Origin of the sequence: Nonomuraea terrae (genome assembly GCF_004348995.1) — a bacterium.
In the GTDB taxonomy this organism is placed as follows: Bacteria; Actinomycetota; Actinomycetes; order Streptosporangiales; family Streptosporangiaceae; genus Nonomuraea; species Nonomuraea terrae.
Genome location: NZ_SMKQ01000189.1, coordinates 1 through 17,804, shown reverse-complemented (window position 1 = coordinate 17,804; position 17,804 = coordinate 1). Strand labels below are relative to the sequence as shown.

The 17,804-nt window shown below is 70.0% G+C and carries 16 protein-coding genes and 1 pseudogene; 10 read left to right on the top strand and 7 right to left on the bottom strand.

Annotated features, from left to right (window positions below; translation table 11 throughout):
• Nucleotides 1–37: 37 nt before the first annotated feature.
• Nucleotides 38–583: a TetR/AcrR family transcriptional regulator gene (locus tag E1286_RS37340; protein ID WP_165970084.1), complete on the bottom strand. Its 546-nt coding sequence runs from the start codon at nucleotides 581–583 to the stop codon at nucleotides 38–40.
• A gap of 99 nt (nucleotides 584–682) precedes the next feature.
• Here E1286_RS37340 and E1286_RS37335 point away from each other — a divergent pair, with 99 nt between their 5' ends.
• From E1286_RS37335 to ggt, 8 genes are all read left to right on the top strand, one after another.
• Nucleotides 683–1,447 (top strand): ABC transporter ATP-binding protein, encoded by a 765-nt coding sequence (locus E1286_RS37335; protein ID WP_132620361.1) that lies wholly within the window; start codon nucleotides 683–685, stop codon nucleotides 1,445–1,447.
• Nucleotides 1,432–3,243, top strand: coding sequence for a hypothetical protein (locus tag E1286_RS37330; RefSeq protein WP_132620359.1), 1,812 nt, complete (start codon nucleotides 1,432–1,434; stop codon nucleotides 3,241–3,243). Before E1286_RS37335 ends, E1286_RS37330 begins: the two co-directional genes overlap by 16 nt.
• Before the next feature lie 113 nt (nucleotides 3,244–3,356).
• On the top strand, nucleotides 3,357–4,463 hold the full coding sequence (locus E1286_RS37325) for a hypothetical protein (protein ID WP_132620357.1): 1,107 nt from the start codon (nucleotides 3,357–3,359) through the stop codon (nucleotides 4,461–4,463).
• Nucleotides 4,464–4,527: 64 nt separating this feature from the next.
• Complete coding sequence (locus E1286_RS37320) at nucleotides 4,528–5,229, top strand: hypothetical protein (RefSeq protein ID WP_132620355.1); 702 nt, start codon at nucleotides 4,528–4,530, stop codon at nucleotides 5,227–5,229.
• A gap of 35 nt (nucleotides 5,230–5,264) precedes the next feature.
• Nucleotides 5,265–6,431, top strand: coding sequence for a serine hydrolase domain-containing protein (locus E1286_RS37315; RefSeq protein WP_165970083.1), 1,167 nt, complete (start codon nucleotides 5,265–5,267; stop codon nucleotides 6,429–6,431).
• 165 nt (nucleotides 6,432–6,596) lie between these two features.
• Entirely contained in the window at nucleotides 6,597–7,412 is an 816-nt protein-coding gene (locus E1286_RS37310) for an SAM-dependent methyltransferase (protein WP_132620351.1), read from the top strand.
• Between the two features lie 280 nt (nucleotides 7,413–7,692).
• Nucleotides 7,693–9,465 carry a CocE/NonD family hydrolase gene (locus E1286_RS37305; protein ID WP_165970082.1) on the top strand — a complete coding sequence of 591 codons (1,773 nt, stop codon included), beginning with the start codon at nucleotides 7,693–7,695 and terminating at the stop codon, nucleotides 9,463–9,465.
• Nucleotides 9,466–9,759: 294 nt separating this feature from the next.
• The gene (ggt, locus tag E1286_RS37300; protein ID WP_132620347.1) at nucleotides 9,760–11,616 is read left to right on the top strand and encodes a gamma-glutamyltransferase; all 1,857 of its coding nucleotides are present in this window, start codon (nucleotides 9,760–9,762) and stop codon (nucleotides 11,614–11,616) included.
• 53 nt (nucleotides 11,617–11,669) lie between these two features.
• Here ggt and E1286_RS37295 read toward each other — a convergent pair whose 3' ends face one another.
• From E1286_RS37295 to E1286_RS37280, 4 genes are all read right to left on the bottom strand, one after another.
• Complete coding sequence (locus E1286_RS37295) at nucleotides 11,670–12,122, bottom strand: hypothetical protein (protein WP_132620345.1); 453 nt, start codon at nucleotides 12,120–12,122, stop codon at nucleotides 11,670–11,672.
• A 129-nt stretch (nucleotides 12,123–12,251) separates the two neighbouring features.
• On the bottom strand, nucleotides 12,252–12,632 hold the full coding sequence (locus E1286_RS37290; RefSeq protein ID WP_132620343.1) for a VOC family protein: 381 nt from the start codon (nucleotides 12,630–12,632) through the stop codon (nucleotides 12,252–12,254).
• A gap of 44 nt (nucleotides 12,633–12,676) precedes the next feature.
• The gene (locus E1286_RS37285; RefSeq protein ID WP_132620341.1) at nucleotides 12,677–15,484 is read right to left on the bottom strand and encodes a beta-L-arabinofuranosidase domain-containing protein; all 2,808 of its coding nucleotides are present in this window, start codon (nucleotides 15,482–15,484) and stop codon (nucleotides 12,677–12,679) included.
• Nucleotides 15,485–15,587: 103 nt separating this feature from the next.
• Nucleotides 15,588–15,818, bottom strand: coding sequence for a hypothetical protein (locus E1286_RS37280; protein WP_132620339.1), 231 nt, complete (start codon nucleotides 15,816–15,818; stop codon nucleotides 15,588–15,590).
• Nucleotides 15,819–15,970: 152 nt separating this feature from the next.
• Here E1286_RS37280 and E1286_RS37275 point away from each other — a divergent pair, with 152 nt between their 5' ends.
• Nucleotides 15,971–16,312 (top strand): hypothetical protein, encoded by a 342-nt coding sequence (locus tag E1286_RS37275; RefSeq protein WP_132620337.1) that lies wholly within the window; start codon nucleotides 15,971–15,973, stop codon nucleotides 16,310–16,312.
• On the top strand, nucleotides 16,309–16,851 hold the full coding sequence (locus E1286_RS37270; RefSeq protein ID WP_132620335.1) for an NUDIX hydrolase: 543 nt from the start codon (nucleotides 16,309–16,311) through the stop codon (nucleotides 16,849–16,851). Before E1286_RS37275 ends, E1286_RS37270 begins: the two co-directional genes overlap by 4 nt.
• Here E1286_RS37270 and E1286_RS37265 read toward each other — a convergent pair.
• Together E1286_RS37265 and E1286_RS37260 are read right to left on the bottom strand one after the other, a co-directional pair.
• A complete protein-coding gene (locus tag E1286_RS37265; RefSeq protein WP_132620333.1) occupies nucleotides 16,750–17,457 on the bottom strand; it encodes a histidine phosphatase family protein in 708 nt (235 codons plus the stop codon). The genes E1286_RS37270 and E1286_RS37265 overlap by 102 nt on opposite strands.
• A 49-nt stretch (nucleotides 17,458–17,506) precedes the next feature.
• Nucleotides 17,507–17,804: pseudogene (locus E1286_RS37260) on the bottom strand (diaminopimelate decarboxylase); the annotation flags it as partial.

The following is a 17,804-nucleotide window of genomic DNA, read 5'->3' as shown; positions in this document are numbered from 1 at the left end:
GTGATGGGGTGGGGGCGGGGTCGGGCGGTCGTCACGATCACCGGGTCGCCTTGTTGAAGATCGTCACCAGCTCGTCGGCATACGAGTCGAGGTTGATGCCGTCGGAGGAGCCCTTCAACTGATGGGCGCCGTCGATGGCCTGCAAGATCGCCAGCGCCATGGCCGAGGAGGAGAACGGGCGGAAGCAACCGCTCTGCTGGCCCCATTCGAGGATGCGTGTCAGGCCATCGAGGCGTGGCTGCGCAGCGCTCGCTTCGGGCTTGGCGGTAAGGCTCTGGGTCCTGGCATGCACGACGATGCTCAGGACGGCGGCCATGTCCTGCCGGTGCTCGCCGATGAAGGCGAGGTTGCCCCGGATGAAGGATTCCAGCATGTCAGGGGGCGTCTTCGCCTCGGCGATCTTGGCTGTCATGTAGTCGGCCGCGCGGGTGTAGACCGAGGTCAGCACCTCGGTCACGAGCTCGTCCCGCCCGGCGAAGTGGTAGGAGATCAGGCTGCGGCTGATCCCCGCCCGGCGGGCGATCTCTTCGAACGATGCCTTGGCGTACCCGATGTCGGCGATCGTCTCGATCGCGTACCGCACGATCTGTGCGCGGCGGGCCGTCTCAGTGAACGTGCGCCCTTTCTGACCGGATGGTCGACTCTTTGACGGCATGGCCAAAACACTAGCAAAGATGTCAGCATGGGTCTCATGGAGCTGGCGCTGGAATTAGACGAGTTACGGATGTCCTTCGCCGATCGCACCGTGGTCCATGGACTCGGGTTGCAGGTGCCGAGCGGCACGTTCTTCGGGCTGGTGGGGCCGAACGGCGCGGGCAAGACGACGTCGCTGTCCATGGCGACAGGTCTGCTGCGGCCGGACGCGGGCACCGTGCGCGTCTTCGGGGTCGACCTCTGGCGCGATCCCGCGCGTGCCAAGGCGATGCTGGGGGTGCTTCCCGACGATCTGGCGCTGCCTGAGCGCCTGACCGGGCGTGAGGTGCTGACCTATCTCGGCCTGCTGTACGGGCTGACCGAGCAGGTCGTGGCCGAGCGGGCACAAGAACTGCTCGTGCTGCTGGGCCTGCTGGAGGCCGAACGCACACCGGTGGCAGGCTACTCGGCGGGCATGCGCAAGAAGATCGGGCTGGCGACGGCGCTCCTGCACGGACCCCGTCTGCTCGTACTCGACGAGCCCTTCGAGGCCGTCGACCCGATATCCGCCGCGACGATCAGGACGATCCTGCGGCGTTTCGTCGACACCGGCGGCTCGGTGGTGGTGTCGAGTCACGAGATGGCTCTGGTCGAGCGGTTGTGCGAGCACGTGGCGGTCATCGTCGACGGAAGGGTCGCCGCCGCGGGCCCGCTGCAGGAGGTACGCGGTGCGGGCAGCCTTGATGAGGCCTTCATCCGCCTGTCCGGCGCCGAGAACACGGTGACGGAAGGGCTGTCGTGGCTGTCGTCCTGACCCGCATGCGGCTGGTGCTGCTGTGGCGCACCACGAACGTCCTGCTGATCGTCGGCGTGACGATGGGGCTCCTGCTCGCGCTGGCCACCTTGATCTTCGGAGTTTCCGCGGACATCCTCGCCGTGGCGTTCGCCGGGTGGACGATCGGCTGGCTGCTCGGGCCGCTGTTCACCGGAGGCGGCGATGGCGGCCTGCGCCCCGAGTACTTCACCCGGCTGCCGATGACAGCGCGCGAGCTCGCGACCGGGTTGCTGGCCGCCGCGTTCGCGGGCCCTGGAGCGGTGATCACCGCTGTGGCGTTCGCCTCACTGGTCGTCTTCGGCGCCCGTCACGGCGTGCCCGCCGGACTGGTCGCGGTGCCCGCCGCCGCCGCGCAGGTCGTGCTGGTGATCCTCGCCTCGCGGGTGGTCGTGGGCCTGCTCGGCGAGGTGATGCGCACCAGGCTCGGCGCCGCGCTCGTGGCGCTGCCGTGGGCGGCGGCCGTCGCCGCGGCGTCCAACATCGGCATCGTCGCGATCGCACTCACCCGCTATGACCTGCACGTGACCGACTGGCTGCTGTTCCTGCCGTCGAGCTGGGGAATCGTCGCGGTGCAGGCCGCCGCCGACTCCGACTGGGCGCTGTGCCTCACCGCCCTGATCGGTCTCGTGGTCCTGATCGTCGCGCTGCTGGCCGCCTGGGCGAGGCTGCTCGATCGGCGCGTGAGCGGCGTTCTCGCACGCCGGACGCGGCACCCGTCCGGCGACGGGCTCTTGGTACGGCACCTGCCCGCGACCCCGCTCGGCGCGGTCATGGCCAAGGAGTTGCGCAACTGGTCACGGGACACGCTGCGCTCCTACAACTGGTACTTCGCGATCGCGTTCGGCCTGTTCATGTGCCTGATGCCGCTGGTCGTCGATCTCACCTGGTACCTGCCGTGGACCGGCGCCGTGGTGACCTGGATGGCGGCGGCCGGCGCCGCGACGCTCTTCAGCACCGACGGCACCGCCCTGTGGCTGACCCTGATGCGCCCCGGCGCGGAGCGGGCGGACGTGCGAGGCCGCCAGTTCGCCTGGCTGCTGAAGGTGGCTCCGCTGACCGTCACATTCACCATCGCGGGGACCGGCCTGTCCGGGCTCACTTGGGCCTGGCCCGGCGCGCTGGCCCTGCAGGCCGTCGCGCTCGGAGCCGGCGCCGGCCTGATGGTGCTGCTGTCGGTGATGGCGCCGATTCGCATGCCGGACGCGCATCGCCGTACCGGCAACGCCGCTGTCGACGGCCCGAACATCGTCGGGCTGGTCTGGGCGATGATCGGCCTCATCGCCGTATGCGCACTGCCGTCGGCCGCCGTCGTCGTCGCGGGCCTCGTCCTCGACATGATCGCGTTGCAGTGGGCCGGGGTGGCACTCGCCGCCGTGACCGGAGCCGGCTACGCGTGGCTGTTCGGCCGGATCGCCTACCGCCGGCTGCAGACAGCGGGCCCGGAACTACTGCTCCGGTTGCGAACCGGCCACTCCGCCGTGGCCCGGCAACGCGCGGCCCCGGTGCCGGGCCAAGGACGCCGCAGGCTCGTGATCGGCCTCTGTCTGGGGATCGCCTGGTCACCGCTGTTGTCCGCGACGTTGTCTCTCATCAGCCTGGCGACCCGGACGCCAAGCCGCACCTTCTGGACGTTCCCGCTCTGGCTTGCGCCCGCGTTCCGCGTTCCCACCGTCATCGCTCTCGTCGCGCTCTCACTGCTGCTGTACGCGATTGCGGTCCGCACGCTGATGGCGCTCGTACGTACGCGCGCCGTGCCGGCGGTCCCGCCCCGCTGAGCGGTCACCTTGCGGCAATTCGAGAGCCGGCCCTTCCGGAGATCATCGGCGCGCGATACTGGAGGGCAACGCGAGCGTCCCCTCCGCGGCTCTCTCCTACTCGAGGTGGCAATATGTCCGGCGACACGATGGAAGCGCCCGTACGACCTGATCGGACCGACGGGAACGCCCCTGCCTTCGCCGACCGCCTCGCCGAGACACTGGCACGGGGATATCGGCAGGCCTTGATCGTGTGGCTCGCGCGGCGGGTGGCCGTGCTCCTGTCGCGTACGAGGACCAACTGGTTCACCGCGAGCGTGTCCGTGCTGGCGATGGCCTCCTGGCCGTACCTCGTGGACCTGGTGCTCGTGTTCGTCGCGCCCGACCAGGCGTTCCACAACACGCGGACCACCCTGTACACCGTGGCGGCCACGCTCGTCTGCGTGACCGCGCTCGCCCTCGCCTGGGGCGCCTGGAAGCACGCCGAGAAGCTCGTGGCCCCGCTCGCCGATCTGGTCGCCGACTCGCCGGAGAGGGAGGACCTGATCCTCTGGCTCGACCGGCGGCTGAGGCTGCGCCGGCAACTGCTGTGCGCGTTCGCGGGGGTCGTCGTCTCGGCGCCGATCCTGGTGCTCACCGCCGTCCAACCTGGCGACGTCATCGAGCCGAACGCGGCCGTGTACGTGCACACCTGCTGGCTCGGTTTCCTGGGCGGCATCACGCTCTACTGGCTCATCACGGTGGCCGACCTGCCGTTGCGCCTGCGCAAGTACACCGGCCTGCGGCTGGCGTGGATCGACCCCGCCCGTACGTTCGCGATCGTGCGGTTGTGCCACTGCTACGCGCTGGTCTCCGTTGCCATGGCGCTGGGCGTCGTCACCATCGAGGCGGCCGCGATCGTGCTGGGCTACCAGAATCCTGGGCCGTACCTCCATGCCTTCCTCCTCGGTTTCCCGGTGGTGGCCGCCGGCATCGCGCTGTACGTGGGCGTCCAGCCGTACGTGACTCTCTCGCGCATGGTCCGCCGCCACCTCGACGAGGTCATCTCACCGCTGATGGCGCCGACTGACACCCCGTCCGACGCGCTCACCCGTCACGGCGATTCCGAGGCCGACGTCACGGCGTACACCTATTTCGCCGCGCTGCGGACGCTGCCGATCAGAACGTCGGCGATCCTGCAGTACGTCGCCGGCATCCTGGCCTCACTGATCGTCTACTTCGTGCAGCAGAGCATCTCCTGAGGCTCGTCCGTCCTGGTCGGCCCTCTCGCGGGGACCGCATGACCATTGCTCCAGACTTGGGCGGATGGAGACGGCGGACGTACAGGCGCGGCTACGACGCCCCCGCCTTCTGCGGGATGCCGTACGGGAGTCAGGCCGGCATCCGGCGCGGTTGGCGACGCACGCGGCGATGGTGTTGGCCGCCGCGTTGCGGGCCGCGGTGCGGCGCTCCAGTGCCCTGCTGCCACTCGCCATGGCAGGGCTGGTGACAGCGGCGCTGATCGCGGCCGCGGGGCTCGGGGTGGCCCGGCTGAGCGGTCGCCTGTGGCCGGCGATCGTGATCACGGCTGTCCCGGCGCTCGTCGTGCTGCCGGCGCTGCTGGCCGTGCCCGCCGTCGTCCTGGAGCGGCGTACGGCGTGGAACGCGCTCCACCCCGCCCGCCTGCTGCTCTCCGAGAACCGGTGGCGCGGCACGTTCACGCTGACCGTCGGCGCGGCCGTGGTCCCCGCGGCAGCCGCGTTGTCGCTGTACGGGCTCGTCGACCTGCTGCCGACGAGCCTCGCGCCCGTGGTCATCGGCATCGGCGGCGAGCCACCGGCCAGAGCCCCGACCGCCACGGCCGAGCCGATCACCAGGTGCTCGGACGGCGCGGTCCTCCGGAGTCGGTGGCGCGGAAGCCACGTCATACCCGGGTCGCACTTCTGTGGCGCGGACTACGACGGCACGGGCAGATCAGGTTCCTCCGCAGTGCCGATGGAAGCGCTCCGACGAGAGATGAGGATGTGAAGCGTTCTTGATCTCTCGAGGAGGGGGCTGTGCCCATGCGTGTTCGGTGGAGAGCGGGACTGCTCGCGTGCCTGATGGCGGGCGTGCTGGGGGTGGCGGCGCCGTCCCAGGCCGGCGTGGTGTCGGCGGTGACCGACCAGCGCGCTCTGGTCCAGGAGGCGCTGGACGCGATGGTGGCGGCCGGTGCTCCCGGCGTGCTGGCGCGCGTCGACGACCCGCACGGCCACTGGATCGCCACCAGCGGCGTCGCCGACCTCCGGACGGGCGAGGCCGTGCCGCGCAACGCGCGGTTCCGGGTGGCGAGCCTCACCAAGTCCGTGATCGCCACGATCGTGCTGCAACTCGCCGAAGAGCACCGACTCAGCCTGGACCGGCCGGTGGGCGCGTGGCTGCCCGGCATCGTCGCGGGAGCCGACCGCATCACCGTACGGCAGTTGCTGAACCACACCAGCGGACTGGCGGACTACGTCGCCCACCCCGAGTTCAAGGACGCCATGGTGTACGGCGGGCGCACGTACCGGCCGGAGCAGCTCATCGGGTACGCCGAGGAACTGGGCCCGGTGAGCGAGCCGGGGCAGAGGTTCGCCTACTCCAACGCCGGTTACATCGTCCTCGGCCTCCTGGTGGAACGGGTCACCGGTGACCGCCTGGAAACCGAGATGTCCCGGCGGGTCCTGCGGCCCGCGGGGATGAGCCACTCGTACCTCCCGCTGACCGAGCCTGCCATCCGGGGGCCGCACGCCACCGGCTACTACCTGCCCACCGGTGTCGATCCCGGCGCGCCCGGGGCGCTGCGGCCGATCACCGAGCTGAACCCGTCGTTCGCGTGGGCCGCGTACGGGCTGGTGTCCGACGCGCGGGACATCAACCGCTTCTACCACGCGCTGTTCGGCGGACGGCTGGTCGGCGAGGGTTCGCTGCGCCAGATGCGGGAGGGGGTGGGGACGCCGCAGGCACCCGTCTTTCCGTACTACGGGCTCGGGCTGGAAGCTGCCGGGCTGACCTGCGGTGTGACGTGGGGAGGCACCGGCTCCATCCCCGGGTACCAGACGATGGCGTTCGCCGACCGGTCGGGCACGCGCCGGATGACGCTGTCGATGAACGTACAGCGTCGTGACCCGGCGGTGGCCCCGCTCCTCATGGCCGGCGTCGACGCGCTCAACCGGTACTTCTGCGGCACCTCTTACTCGGTGCCCCGATGACGCGATCGGCGCCGGCGGCCACTGAGCGGCCAGGTTGTTCGACGCGCGCGGCATATCCGGGGGCGTGAGCTCGATCGTGCGCCTGCGTGGTCCGGTTCACCCCCGCCTGCGGGCCTTGATGATCTATGTTGGTGCCCTGGCAGAGGGACCGACGAGGAGGCTCCGATGGGCGAAGAACCTCAGGAGAAAGACGCAGCGGCGCTGGTCGCACGGATCGACACCTCCGTCCCGCACCCGGCTCGGGTGTGGAACTACTGGCTGGGAGGCAAGGACAACTACGCGCCCGACCGCGAGGTCGGCGAAGAGATCGTGAAGGTCATGCCGGACCTGCCGGTCAACGCGCGCGCCGAGCGGGAGTTCATCGGCCGCGCCGTACGTCACCTGGCCGCCGAATGCGGCATCGACCAGTTCCTGGACGTCGGCACGGGCATCCCGGCGGCCGACAACACCCACGAGGTGGCGCAGCGGGTCAACCCCGGGGCGCGGATCGTCTACGTCGACAACGACCCGATCGTGCTGGCCCACGCGCGGGCGCTGCTGACGAGCACGCCCGAGGGGGCCAGCGACTACGTCGACGCCGACCTGCGGGAGCCCGCCGCCATCGTGCAGGCGGCCGCGCGGACGCTGGACCTGTCCCGTCCGACCGCGTTGATGCTGTTGGGGGTGCTGGAGTTCGTCCCCGACGCCGAGCAGGCGCACTCCAGCGTGCGTACACTCCTGGACGCGTTGCCGTCCGGCAGCTACCTGGCGATCGCGCACAGCGTGCGGAGCCCTTCGATGGAGGACGCCGCCGCCCAGTGGAACGCCAGCGGCGCCACCCCGCTCACCTTGCGCACCTCCGAGCAGTTGGGGGCCTTCTTCGACGGGCTGGACCTGGTGGAGCCGGGTCTGGTGTCGCTGCCGCGGTGGCGGCCCGAGGCCGACACCAGCTACCAGGACCGCGAGGTGTTCCAGTACGGCGCCGTGGGCCGCAAGCGGTAGCAGCCCGCGCGTGGGCAGCAGGTCGTCCGTTTTCCCGCCGGACGACCTTTGCAGTTTGTCGAATGGCGAGTCCGGATTTTTCAACATTCGTTCGATGACACTTCACCGCACCCTACCTACGCTCATCGAAACGATCAGAGCGCTTGTGGGTCGGAGGCGTTGAATGAGGTTCTCCAGAACGGTCTCTGTCTTATCGGTCACCGCCGTGATAACAGCGTTGGGAATGGGCACACCGTCGTCGGCGGAGGTGCAACCGGCCGGCATTTCGGTCGAGAACGGCGTGACACAACCGGTGTACAACTACTCCGACGCGATTCAGGAAGTCGTCTACGTCGAAACTCCGATGGACAGCGACGGCGACGGAAGCAATGACCTGATCGCCATGGACATCATCCGCCCCCGCGAAACCGAGTCGGGCGTGAAGATCCCCACCATCATGGAGGCGAGCCCCTACTACGGCCGCTCGTCCCAGCCGCCGCCGGACCGCACACGCGGCTTCCCCGGCTGGTGGGACGAGTACTTCGTGCCGCGCGGGTACGCCGTCGCCCAGGTCGAGATGCAGGGCACGGGCCGGTCCTTCGGCTGCCCGACCACTGGCGGCCCCGAGGACACCATCAGCATCAAGGCCGCGGTCGACTGGCTCAACGGCCGGGCGCGCGGCTTCCACGCCGACGGCAGCGCGGCCGTCGCCGACTGGAGCACCGGGAACGTCGGCATGCAGGGCGTCTCCTACGTCGGCACCCTGCCCAACGCCGTCGCCACCGAAGGGGTCCCGGGCCTGCGCACCGTCGTGCCGATCGCGGCGATCTCCAACTGGTACAGCTACGCCAACGACCAGGGCATCGCCTGGGCCAGCTGGGGCACCCGGTACACCGAATACCTGGCCAACTACGTCTCGGTCGGCCGGAGCGCCCCCGGCTCGGCGTCGGCGGAGGCGTGCGAGGCGCGCATCGACGCGCTCGGCGACGCCGAGCAGGCCAGTGACAGCGACTTCACCCCGTTCTGGCAGGAACGCGACTACATCCCCGCCGCGAACAAGATCAAGACCGGCGACACCTCCGTGTTCATGGTCCACGGCATGACGGACTACAACGTCAAGACCATGCACTTCGCGAACCTCTGGTACGAGGTCGCCAAGCGTCAGATGCCGCGCAAGATCTGGATCCACCGCGGCGCCCACTCCAACCCCACGAGCTTCCGCAACGCCGAATGGCAGAGCGTGATGCACCGGTGGATGGACCACTGGCTGTACGACATCGACAACGGCGTCATGGACGAGCCGATGGCGGACATCCAGCGCCCCGACGGCTCGTGGGAGACGCATTCGAGCTGGCCGGACGCGAGCACGTCCCCGGTGAGCCTGTCGTTCGGCCCGGCCACCGGCGAGGTCGCCGGCACCCTGTCGCCCGACGCGCCCACCGGCAACCCGACGCAGAGTTTCGTCGACCAGATCGAGTCCCAGGCCGTCAAGGTCGGAGACCCGTCCGAGGCCCGTCCGGGCCGGCTGGTCTACGTCACCCCGCCGCTGACCGAGGAGCTGCGGCTGTCCGGCACACCGAGCCTCGATGTCCGGATGTCCACCAACGCGACGGGCTCGCTGCTGTCCGCGATGGTGGTCGACTACGGCGAGGGCACGTCCGTCACCGTGGCCGGCAAGGAGCCGCTGGAGCTGGTGCAGGAGCCGTGCCAGCCGGAGGACCTGGTCAACCTCACCGGCTGCGCGACGCCCATGGAGGTCACCGAGGCCATCACGCCGCAGCGGGTGCTCGCCTGGGGGCACGTGAACGTGCAGAACATGCCGGACCTGCGGCGGAGCGACGAGCTCACCCCCGGCAAGAAGTACCAGGTGCGGTGGAACACCCTGCCGACCGAGCATGTCATCCCCGCCGGTCACCGCATCGGGCTGGTGCTGACCGGTAACTACAACGCCGACCCGGGCCAGGTGCGCCCGGCCCGCGACCAGGTGTCGGTCGGCAGCGAGATCACGATCGACCTGCACGGCAGCAAGCTCAGCCTCCCCGTCGTCGACGGAACCGACGGCCTGCGCTTCTGACGGAGACGCCCCTGTGCCCCGGCGACCGCACCCGGCCGCCGGGGCCACCCCCTGTGACCGACCCGAAAGACCTGACCTGCAGCCGGACGGCCGCGCCGTGGAGACGTTGTGGAAGCTCGCCGGAGACAGTGTCACGGCAGGCCGCGGCGGCGTTGCGCGGAGCCGTCTGACACTCCAGGACCACTTTCGGTTAATAGAGGATTGACGTGCATACGGTATTGCGTATACGAGTGATCAAGCGCATCTCGTAGTCGAGAATGCCGCTCCTGAGGTCGTTCGACAGAGAGGGAGCCCATGAGGCGCAAGGGCCGATTACTGCCCCTGACCGTCACCCTGCTCGTCCTGCTCGGTGTGAGCCCCGGCCAGGGGCTCGCCCAGCAGCAACCCGGCTCGCCGACCCCGTTCGGCAAACCGAACGCCGCCACCCCCAACCCCGGCGTCGACAACACCGCGGTGCCGGCCACCCGCCCGGTCGGTTACCTGGACCAGACCCGCTCCGAGGTGCTGGCCCGCAACGGCATCGCCGCCACCAGCAACCCGCTCGCCACCGCCGCCGCCGAACGCATCCTGCTCCAGGGCGGGAACGCGATCGACGCCGCCGTCGCCGCGTCGGCGACCCTGGGCGTCGTCGAGCCGATGAGCACCGGCATGGGCGGCGACCTCTTCGCGATCGTCTGGTCGGCGAAGGACAAGAAGCTCTACTCGCTCGCGTCGAGCGGATGGGCGCCCAAGGCCTGGACGGCCGAGTACTTCACCGAGACGCTCGGCGTCGACGAGGTGCCCGGCAGGGGCATCAACTCGGCGGTCGTGCCCGGCACCGTCTCAGGCTGGGACGCGCTGCTGAAGCGCTTCGGCAGCATGGGCTTCAAGGACGTGCTGGAGCCGGCCGCCACGTACGCGGAGCAAGGTTTCCCCATCCATGAGCGGATGCACGGGCAGTGGCGGTCGTCGGTCAACACGCTCCGGCAGGACGCGGACTCGGCGCGGACGTGGCTGCCCGACGGGCAGGCGCCCGACCTCTACAGCGTCTTCCGCAACCCGGAGATGGCCCACACCCTGAACGTCCTGCGCAAGAAGGGCCGCGACGCCTTCTACAAGGGTGAGATCGCGGAGGCGATCGTGGCGAAGTCGCGGGCGGCCGGGGGCGTGATGGCCCGGGACGACCTGGCGGAGTACCGCTCGGAATGGGTGACGCCGCTGTCCACCGAGTACCACGGCTACGACGTGCACCAGCTGCCCCCGCCGGGTCAGGGGTTCGCGGCCCTGGAGATGCTGAACATCCTCGACGTGTGCGTGCCGCGGCTCGGGTTCGACCTGGCCGAGCTGGGGCCGCGTGACCCGCGGTACTGGCACCTGCTCATCGAGGCGAAGAAGCTCGCCTACTCCGACCTGCACACCCACAACGCCGACCCGAAGTTCGCCGCCCCGCCGCTGGACCGGCTGCTGTCGAAGGAGTACGCGGCGACGCTGTGCTCGAAGATCGACCCCGACCGGGCGACCCCGCTCGAGGTCAACGGCAGTGACCTGGGCGGCACGGTCTACTTCGCCACGGCGGACCGGTGGGGCAACATGGTCTCGCTGGTGAACAGCAACTACTCCGACTTCGGCTCCAAGGTCACCATCCCCCGCTACGGCTTCGTGCTGGCCAACCGCGGATCCGGCTTCACCCTCGACGCGGACCACCCGAACGTGGTGGCGCCGCGCAAACGGCCGTTCATCACCATCATCGCCAGCTTCATCACCAAGGACGGCAAGCCGGTGATGGCGTTCGGCAACATGGGCGGCGGCACCCAGCCGCAGGCCCACGCGCAGCACATCATCAACATGATCGATCTCGGCATGAACGTCCAGGCCACGACCGACGTCGCCCGCTTCGACCACAGCCAGTCGAACGACGTCACCAGCTTGGACGCCTACCTGTTCGACCTCGTCGGGCCGCGGCTGCAGGAGATGGGCCACCAGCTCAACCGGGCCAACGGGCACGCGGGAGGCTACCAGGGCATCCTCTTCGAACCTGACCCGCGCCTGCCCGAGCCCATCCTGCCCAGCGGCAGGGGCGAGCGGCGCGGCGAAGCCTACGAACGCCCGGTGAACGGCGTCTACCGGGCCGGCTCCGACCCGCGCAAGGACGGCCACGCCGGAGGCTGGTAACCCGGACGCTACGGACGGCCTGCGCGCCAGGCCGTCCGTAGCGCCGGACGGCGTCACCACGAGCGTCGGCCGTAGTCGCTCCAGTCGTAGTGACCCACGCGGCCCTCGCCGATGCGGAACTTGTAGCCGTCGAACCCACCGCGGGCGCTGTAGCTGAACCGGAACGTGCCGTGCCCGCCGGTCACCAGCCGGCGGCCCTGGTGCCAGCCGCGGTCGTCGTGGTACCAGAAGTCCACGTAGGTGTTCTCCCGGTCGCGGTCACGGTCCCACACGTCCACGTCGAAGTAGTAGCGGCCGTTCGCGGCATAGTAGAAGCCCTTGTAGTACGAACGGTGGCCGCTCGACTCCCCGCGGCCGTAACCGGAGTAGCCCTCGAACCAGTGCTTGGTGTACGACGACGCCGTGCTCACATTCGTGGTGGCCGCCTGGGCGGGAGCAGCCGCGACACCGGCCACCACGGCGCCGGCCAGAACCGTACCGGCGAGAAGGCTACGAAGCTTCGACATGACCATCCATCCCTGACTGTGAGGAGAACCTCCGGAGCGATCTCTCCGGACGACCCTCAATCTAGGGATGGGCGATGTGCCGCTCTGCGTACAAACGCACAGACGGCACAACGACACAGAAGCCGCGGGTCAGCCGCCGCCGTACGGGACGGTGATGATCTCCAGGTTGTGGCCGTTGGGATCGGACCAGTAGAGGCCGCGACCGCCGTCGTTGGCGTTGATCTGGCCGGGATGCTGGTGGTGCGGATCGGCCCAGTACGTCAGGCCGCGCTCCTTGATCCGCCCCCAGATCTGGTCGAACTCCTCCTCGCTGACCAGGAACGCGTAGTGCTGCGACGGCACCGTCTCGCCCGCCTGGACGACGTCGAGCGAGACGCCGTTGGAGAGCGTGACGACGCGGAACGGCCCGTAGACCGGCGCGGGCTCCAGCCCGAGCACGTCGACCAGGAACGCGGCGGTCCCGTCTCTGTCCCTGGCCGGCACGATCGTGTGATTCAGCTCGACGGACATGCCTCCAGGCTACGTGAAGCGGCCCAGCCGGTCAGGGGCGCCGGTCAGGGGTCGAGGCGGGCCTTCGCGGCGGCGGAGACCACCGCGTCCTTCTCGGCAGGCGTCATCAGGCCGGCGCCGACCCAGGTCTCCGCGGTGCGGGCCACGGTGGACCGGAAACGTCCCTGGTTCTCGAACGGCGCCTCGGCCCACACCGCGTCGAGGAACGTCACCGAGTCCTCGCGCGCGCGGTTCGGCACCCCGGAGTCCGACTTCCCGAAGACGATCTTCGGTTCGACGCGGTGGAAGTAGGCGTGGTAGCGGTCGGTGTCGTTGATGTAGAGCGGGACCAGCGGCAGGCCGTGCGTCGTGAACGTCATGGGCCCCGTGGACGTGACCGCGTCCGCGAGGTCGCCCGACAGCGTGAAGTCCCGGTAGAAGGAGAACTCGCGGAAGGTGGTCTCGTCGCTCTTGGCGACCATCGGAACGGGCCCGTACGCGATGCTCTGGGTCGTCGGGATGTCGAGCGCCTTCTCCACCCGCAGCGAGAACGGCATCGCGATCGTGATCCGGTCGCCGCGGCGCCAGCTCCGGTCGAGCGTGACGTATTCACCGGGCTTGGCGTCGAGTTTCTGCACGTCCCCGTTGACGCGTACGGTGAAGCCCTTCTCCACCCAGTACGGCACGCGCAGTTTCACCACGAGCCGGCCGTCGCCGTCCACCGTGAGCGTCGTCTCCCCGGCGGGGTCGGCCGGATAGTCGGTGGACTGCCTGACGGTGAAGCCCTTCTCCGGCCAGCTCAGCTCCGAGGCCAGATAGAGGTTCACGTAGAGGGTCGAGTCGTCCGCGGACCGGAAATAGATCGAGTCCTGGAATTTGGTGTGACTTTCCAGGCCGGTGCCGCCGCAGCAGGTGCCCATGTTGCCGTAACTGCGCGAGGCGCCGGGCCGCATGGGGATGAAGTACGTCAGCAGCGGATTCGTGGTGCTGTCGGTGTTCCGGCGGGAGGCGAGAATCTGGCCGTAGAGCGCCCGCTCGTAATACTGCATGTATTTCGGGTCGGCGGTGTGGAAGAAGAGGGCCCGGCTCAGCTTGAGCATGTTGTAGTTGCAGCACGTCTCGGCGTTGTTGGTGCCGAGCGTGCCCACGATCACGCCGCGCGCGCCGAAGAGCTCGCCGTTGTCGGTCGGGCCGGCCATGCCGCCGGTGACGAAGATGCGGTGCGGCACGACCATGTCCCAGAAATTCTTGGCCGCGGTGAAATAACGCCGTTCGCCGGTCCGCTCGTAGATGGACAGATAGCCGAAGAACTGGGGGATGTGCTGGTTGGCGTGTTTGCGGTCCAGCGTGTCCTGGTTGGCGGCGGTGGCGGTGAGGAGCGGCGTGTTGTCGAAGCATTTGGCCGCGGTGAGATATTCCTCCTTGCCGCTGATGGCGTGGAGCTCGGCCATCACGGCGTTCATGGCGTTGTACTCACCGGCGATGTAGATGCTCCACATGCGGTCGAGCTGGGCGCGCGGCAGTTTGCCCAGCCGGCTGTGGACCCAGTCGCCCATTTTCAGCACGATGTCGAGCGCCCGCTCGCTTTCCGCGTACTGGTAGGCGTCGAGCAGCCCTCGCATGATCATGTGACAGGTGTAGTACGGCGCCCAGATGCCGGGATAGGTCGCGTACTCCTCCAGCCGGATGAACTGCGTCTCCGGGTAGGCGGCCAGGTAGCCGGGATGACTCGGGCCAGGCTGGCCGCTGGCCTCGGAGACCAGCCGGGCGTCCGCTCCCCTGCCCGAGGAGTCGGCCGCGCGCTCGCCGCTCTCCTCGTCGAACCGGTAGGACGCGATGTTGCCGCCGCCCGGGCCGTCCATCAGTGCGGCTATTTCCGCCCGGGTCAGCGCGCGGTCGTAGATCTGGAAATCGTCCACGGCGGCCTTCAGGTACGGGTCTCCGTACTGCGATTTCCCGATCCAGTTGTTGCCGGTCGGGCCGAGGCTGGACGGCTTGAGGGTCATGCCGGTGTTCGTGCCGGCCGGGGAGCCGTTGACGTAGAGCGTTCCCGTGCCGCCGGACAGGGTGACCGCGACGTGGGTCCATTGGTTCGCCGGCAATTGGCCGTCACCGTTGACGCGTTCCTCTCCGTTGCCTCCGCTGACGGTGATGGCGAATCTCGGCGCGGCACCCGCGCTCACGGCCAGGAACATGTTCCGCGTGGTGCCGCTGCCGAAATCGAAGATCCTGGACCAAGCGCTGATCTCGGCCGGATTGAGCCACAGGGCGATGGTGACGTCGTCCAGGCCGCTCACGATGTCGGCGGGAAGCGACACGTACTGGGGCCCGTCGAGTTTCACCGCCCCGCCGAACCTCCCGGCCACCCTGGCGACCGGCGTCGGCGGTGGCGCGGGCTGTCCGACCTGCTCGGCGAGGGCGTCCTGGCATTCGCCGAGCGCGGTCACCATGTAGTCGACCTTGTCCTTGTAGAAGTCGTCGCCGGAGCCCGCGTACGCGAGGGCCAGGGCGCTGAGGAAATGGCCGGTGTAGTGGCCGCGCAGATTGCCGGTCGCGTCGTCCCATCCGCCGGGCGGCTGGGCGCCCAGCGTGTCCAGTCCGGCGTTGGCCCGGAAATTGGCCAGCATCCGGTCGGCGGGATAGGCCCTCAGGAGGTTGAGGATGCGGTCGCGGTTGGCGCTGAACAGACTGTCGCCCAAAGCGACCTGAGCATTGGCGAACGGCCTCACCTGCCAGCCGTCGGGCATCGGCGGATCATTCTGCGCCGGCGTACCGGCCTGAGCGGTTCCGGGGAGGAGGGCGAACGCCGGGGGCGTGGCGGCTGCCAGCGCGGCCAGCCGTAACACCTCGCGTCTGGGCATGATGTGCGTCATCTCTGCTCCTTGCGCACGAGCGTTTCCAGGAAATGCGGAGCCGGACTGATAGCGCTAACACTTGGCTGTCAAGCAACGAGTCTTGATGAAGTCACAGCACTCGTCAATATCGCGCCGGACGGCGCAGGCGGCGGGCGGTGCATACGCCGCCGGTCGCGAGCAGGACGGCGGCCGCCGCGATCGGCGCCCACTCCCCGAAGCGGACGTACGGGGTCGGCTCGCGGGACAGCGGCACGTCGATGACGAAGACGCCGCGGTAGTCGGGACCGATCCAGGCCAGCGGCCGGCCGCGCGCGTCGAAGGCGGCCGAGGTGCCGCTGAGCTCCACGAGCACGGCGGGGCGGCCGGTCTCGACCGCGCGGACGGCTTCGAACCCGGCCTGCTGCGCGTGCGCCCTCCGGAGGAGTCCCTGGCGTCCACGTTGACGAGCAGGTCGCTGCCCGCCTCAGCGGCGCCCTGGCGCAGCCGCCGGTCGAGGTCGGACCGGTGGTCCGGGTTGAGCGCGACGCTGCTCTGGCCCCAGACGACGACGTCGTGATCGTGGCCGGCGAGCTCGCGGGTGAGGCGCAGGTGCTCGTCGACGCGCCGGGCCGCGCCCGGCACCTCGCCCGTCTGCACGCCGGCCACCCGCATGGTGCCCGTGACGGCGGGCTCCGGCCGGACGTGCCCGTATCCGACGACGAGCACGGCGAGCGCGACGGCGACGCCCGCGCCGAGCAGCCGGGTGCGCGGCGCGCGCGGCGCCGGGCAGGACGGCGGCCCGCCCAGGCCCGGCTCACGAGCGACGCCGGGGGCCCGTCCGGAGCGGGCGGTACGCTACGCCGGTGAAGAGGCTGATGGCCCGGGTCTGGCGCGGCATCCGCGGCTCGGCGCAGTGGCGGCTGCTCTACCTGTCGCAGGCGAAGTTCATGGTGGGGGTGACCGGCGTCGTCCGCGACCGCGACGGCAACGTGCTGCTGCTGCGCCACCGGTTCTGGCCCGAGGGCCGGCAGTGGGGGCTGCCGACGGGCGGCGCGAAGCGGGGTGAGACGTTCGAGCAGACGGTCGTCCGCGAGGTCAGGGAGGAGACCGGGCTGGAGGTGAGCGTGGGCGAGCTGGTGCACCTCAGGAGCGGGTTCCGGCTCCGGATCGAGGTGGCGTACGCCGCCGGGTACGCCGGTGGCGGCACGCTCCGGCTGAATCCGATGGAGATCCTGGAAGCCCGCTGGTGCTCCCCCGACGACCTGCCGGAGGGCCTGCTGGAGTCGCATCGCCTGCTGATCGCCTCAGGTGGGCGGGGCGGCCGTGGTGGTGAAGGCGGCGGTGAGGTGCGCGGTGTCGTTGTAGCGGCGCAGGACCCACCGGGCCTCGGTCAGCACCAGGTGTGACACCGACGCGTTGTCGGCCCCGAGGAACGCGAACGGCCGCGACCGCGTGGCGATCGCCAGCGCCTCGGCGATCACGCCACCGTGGGTGACCACGACCACCCGCTGGTCGGGGTGGGCGGCGGCCAGCTTGGCGAGCGCCTTGCGCACGCGCTCGGAGAACGCCGCGGCGGGCTCCGCGCCGGGGATCACGTCCCAGCGTTCCTCGGCCGACATCCGCTGCGCGATCGGGTGGCCCTGGGCGACCCGCTGCCGGAACAGGCCGCCCTCCCACTCGCCGAGGTGCACCTCGCGCAGGTCCGGCTCCACAGTCGGCCTCAACCCGAGCCGGGCGGCGAGCGGCGCGGCGGTCTGGGACGTACGCCGGAGCGTGCTCACGTAGATGGCGTCGATGCGCTCGGCCGCGAGCCGGAGGCCCACCCGCTCGGCCTGCTCAAGGCCCTCGGGCGCGAGTCCCGGGTCGCCCTGGCCGTCCACCAGGGGGAACGGGTGACCGGGCCGCGCGGGCTCGGACTCGCCGTGCCGGACCAGCAGCAGCTCTGTGGCGCCAGGAGGCGTACGGAACCGACCCTGCCGGTATTCGACCGGCTTTTCGCTCTCAAATCCCACAATTTCCGAACGTTACTCTACTTTTCGTCAGCTGTCCGGGGCAGCCGGCTCACAGCCCCACGTCCCTGCGCAGCAGGTCGTCGACGTCCTCGCGGCGCACGACCAGCCGGGCCGTGCCGTCCCGGACCGCGACGACCGGCGGGCGGCCGGTCAGGTTGTAGCTGGAGGCCATCGAGTGGTGGTAGGCGCCCGTGGCCGGCACCGCGAGGACGTCGCCCGGCCTGACGTCGGCCGGCAGGGGCACGTCCTCCGCGAGCACGTCGCCCGCCTCGCAGTGGTGGCCGACCAGGGTGACCGGGCGGGGGGGCGTGCCGGAGCGGCGGCCGACCAGGCGGGCGGTGTAGCGG

Bases quoted from the DNA above. Each gene is read 5' to 3' on its own strand.
- E1286_RS37295 (WP_132620345.1), bottom strand. From the start codon at position 12,122: ATGTCGAAGCTTCGTAGCCTTCTCGCCGGTACGGTTCTGGCCGGCGCC.
- ggt (WP_132620347.1), top strand. From the start codon at position 9,760: ATGAGGCGCAAGGGCCGATTACTGCCCCTGACCGTCACCCTGCTCGTC.
- E1286_RS37290 (WP_132620343.1), bottom strand. From the start codon at position 12,632: ATGTCCGTCGAGCTGAATCACACGATCGTGCCGGCCAGGGACAGAGAC.
- E1286_RS37320 (WP_132620355.1), top strand. From the start codon at position 4,528: ATGGAGACGGCGGACGTACAGGCGCGGCTACGACGCCCCCGCCTTCTG.
- E1286_RS37315 (WP_165970083.1), top strand. From the start codon at position 5,265: ATGCGTGTTCGGTGGAGAGCGGGACTGCTCGCGTGCCTGATGGCGGGC.
- E1286_RS37285 (WP_132620341.1), bottom strand. From the start codon at position 15,484: ATGACGCACATCATGCCCAGACGCGAGGTGTTACGGCTGGCCGCGCTG.
- E1286_RS37335 (WP_132620361.1), top strand. From the start codon at position 683: ATGGGTCTCATGGAGCTGGCGCTGGAATTAGACGAGTTACGGATGTCC.
- E1286_RS37310 (WP_132620351.1), top strand. From the start codon at position 6,597: ATGGGCGAAGAACCTCAGGAGAAAGACGCAGCGGCGCTGGTCGCACGG.
- E1286_RS37325 (WP_132620357.1), top strand. From the start codon at position 3,357: ATGTCCGGCGACACGATGGAAGCGCCCGTACGACCTGATCGGACCGAC.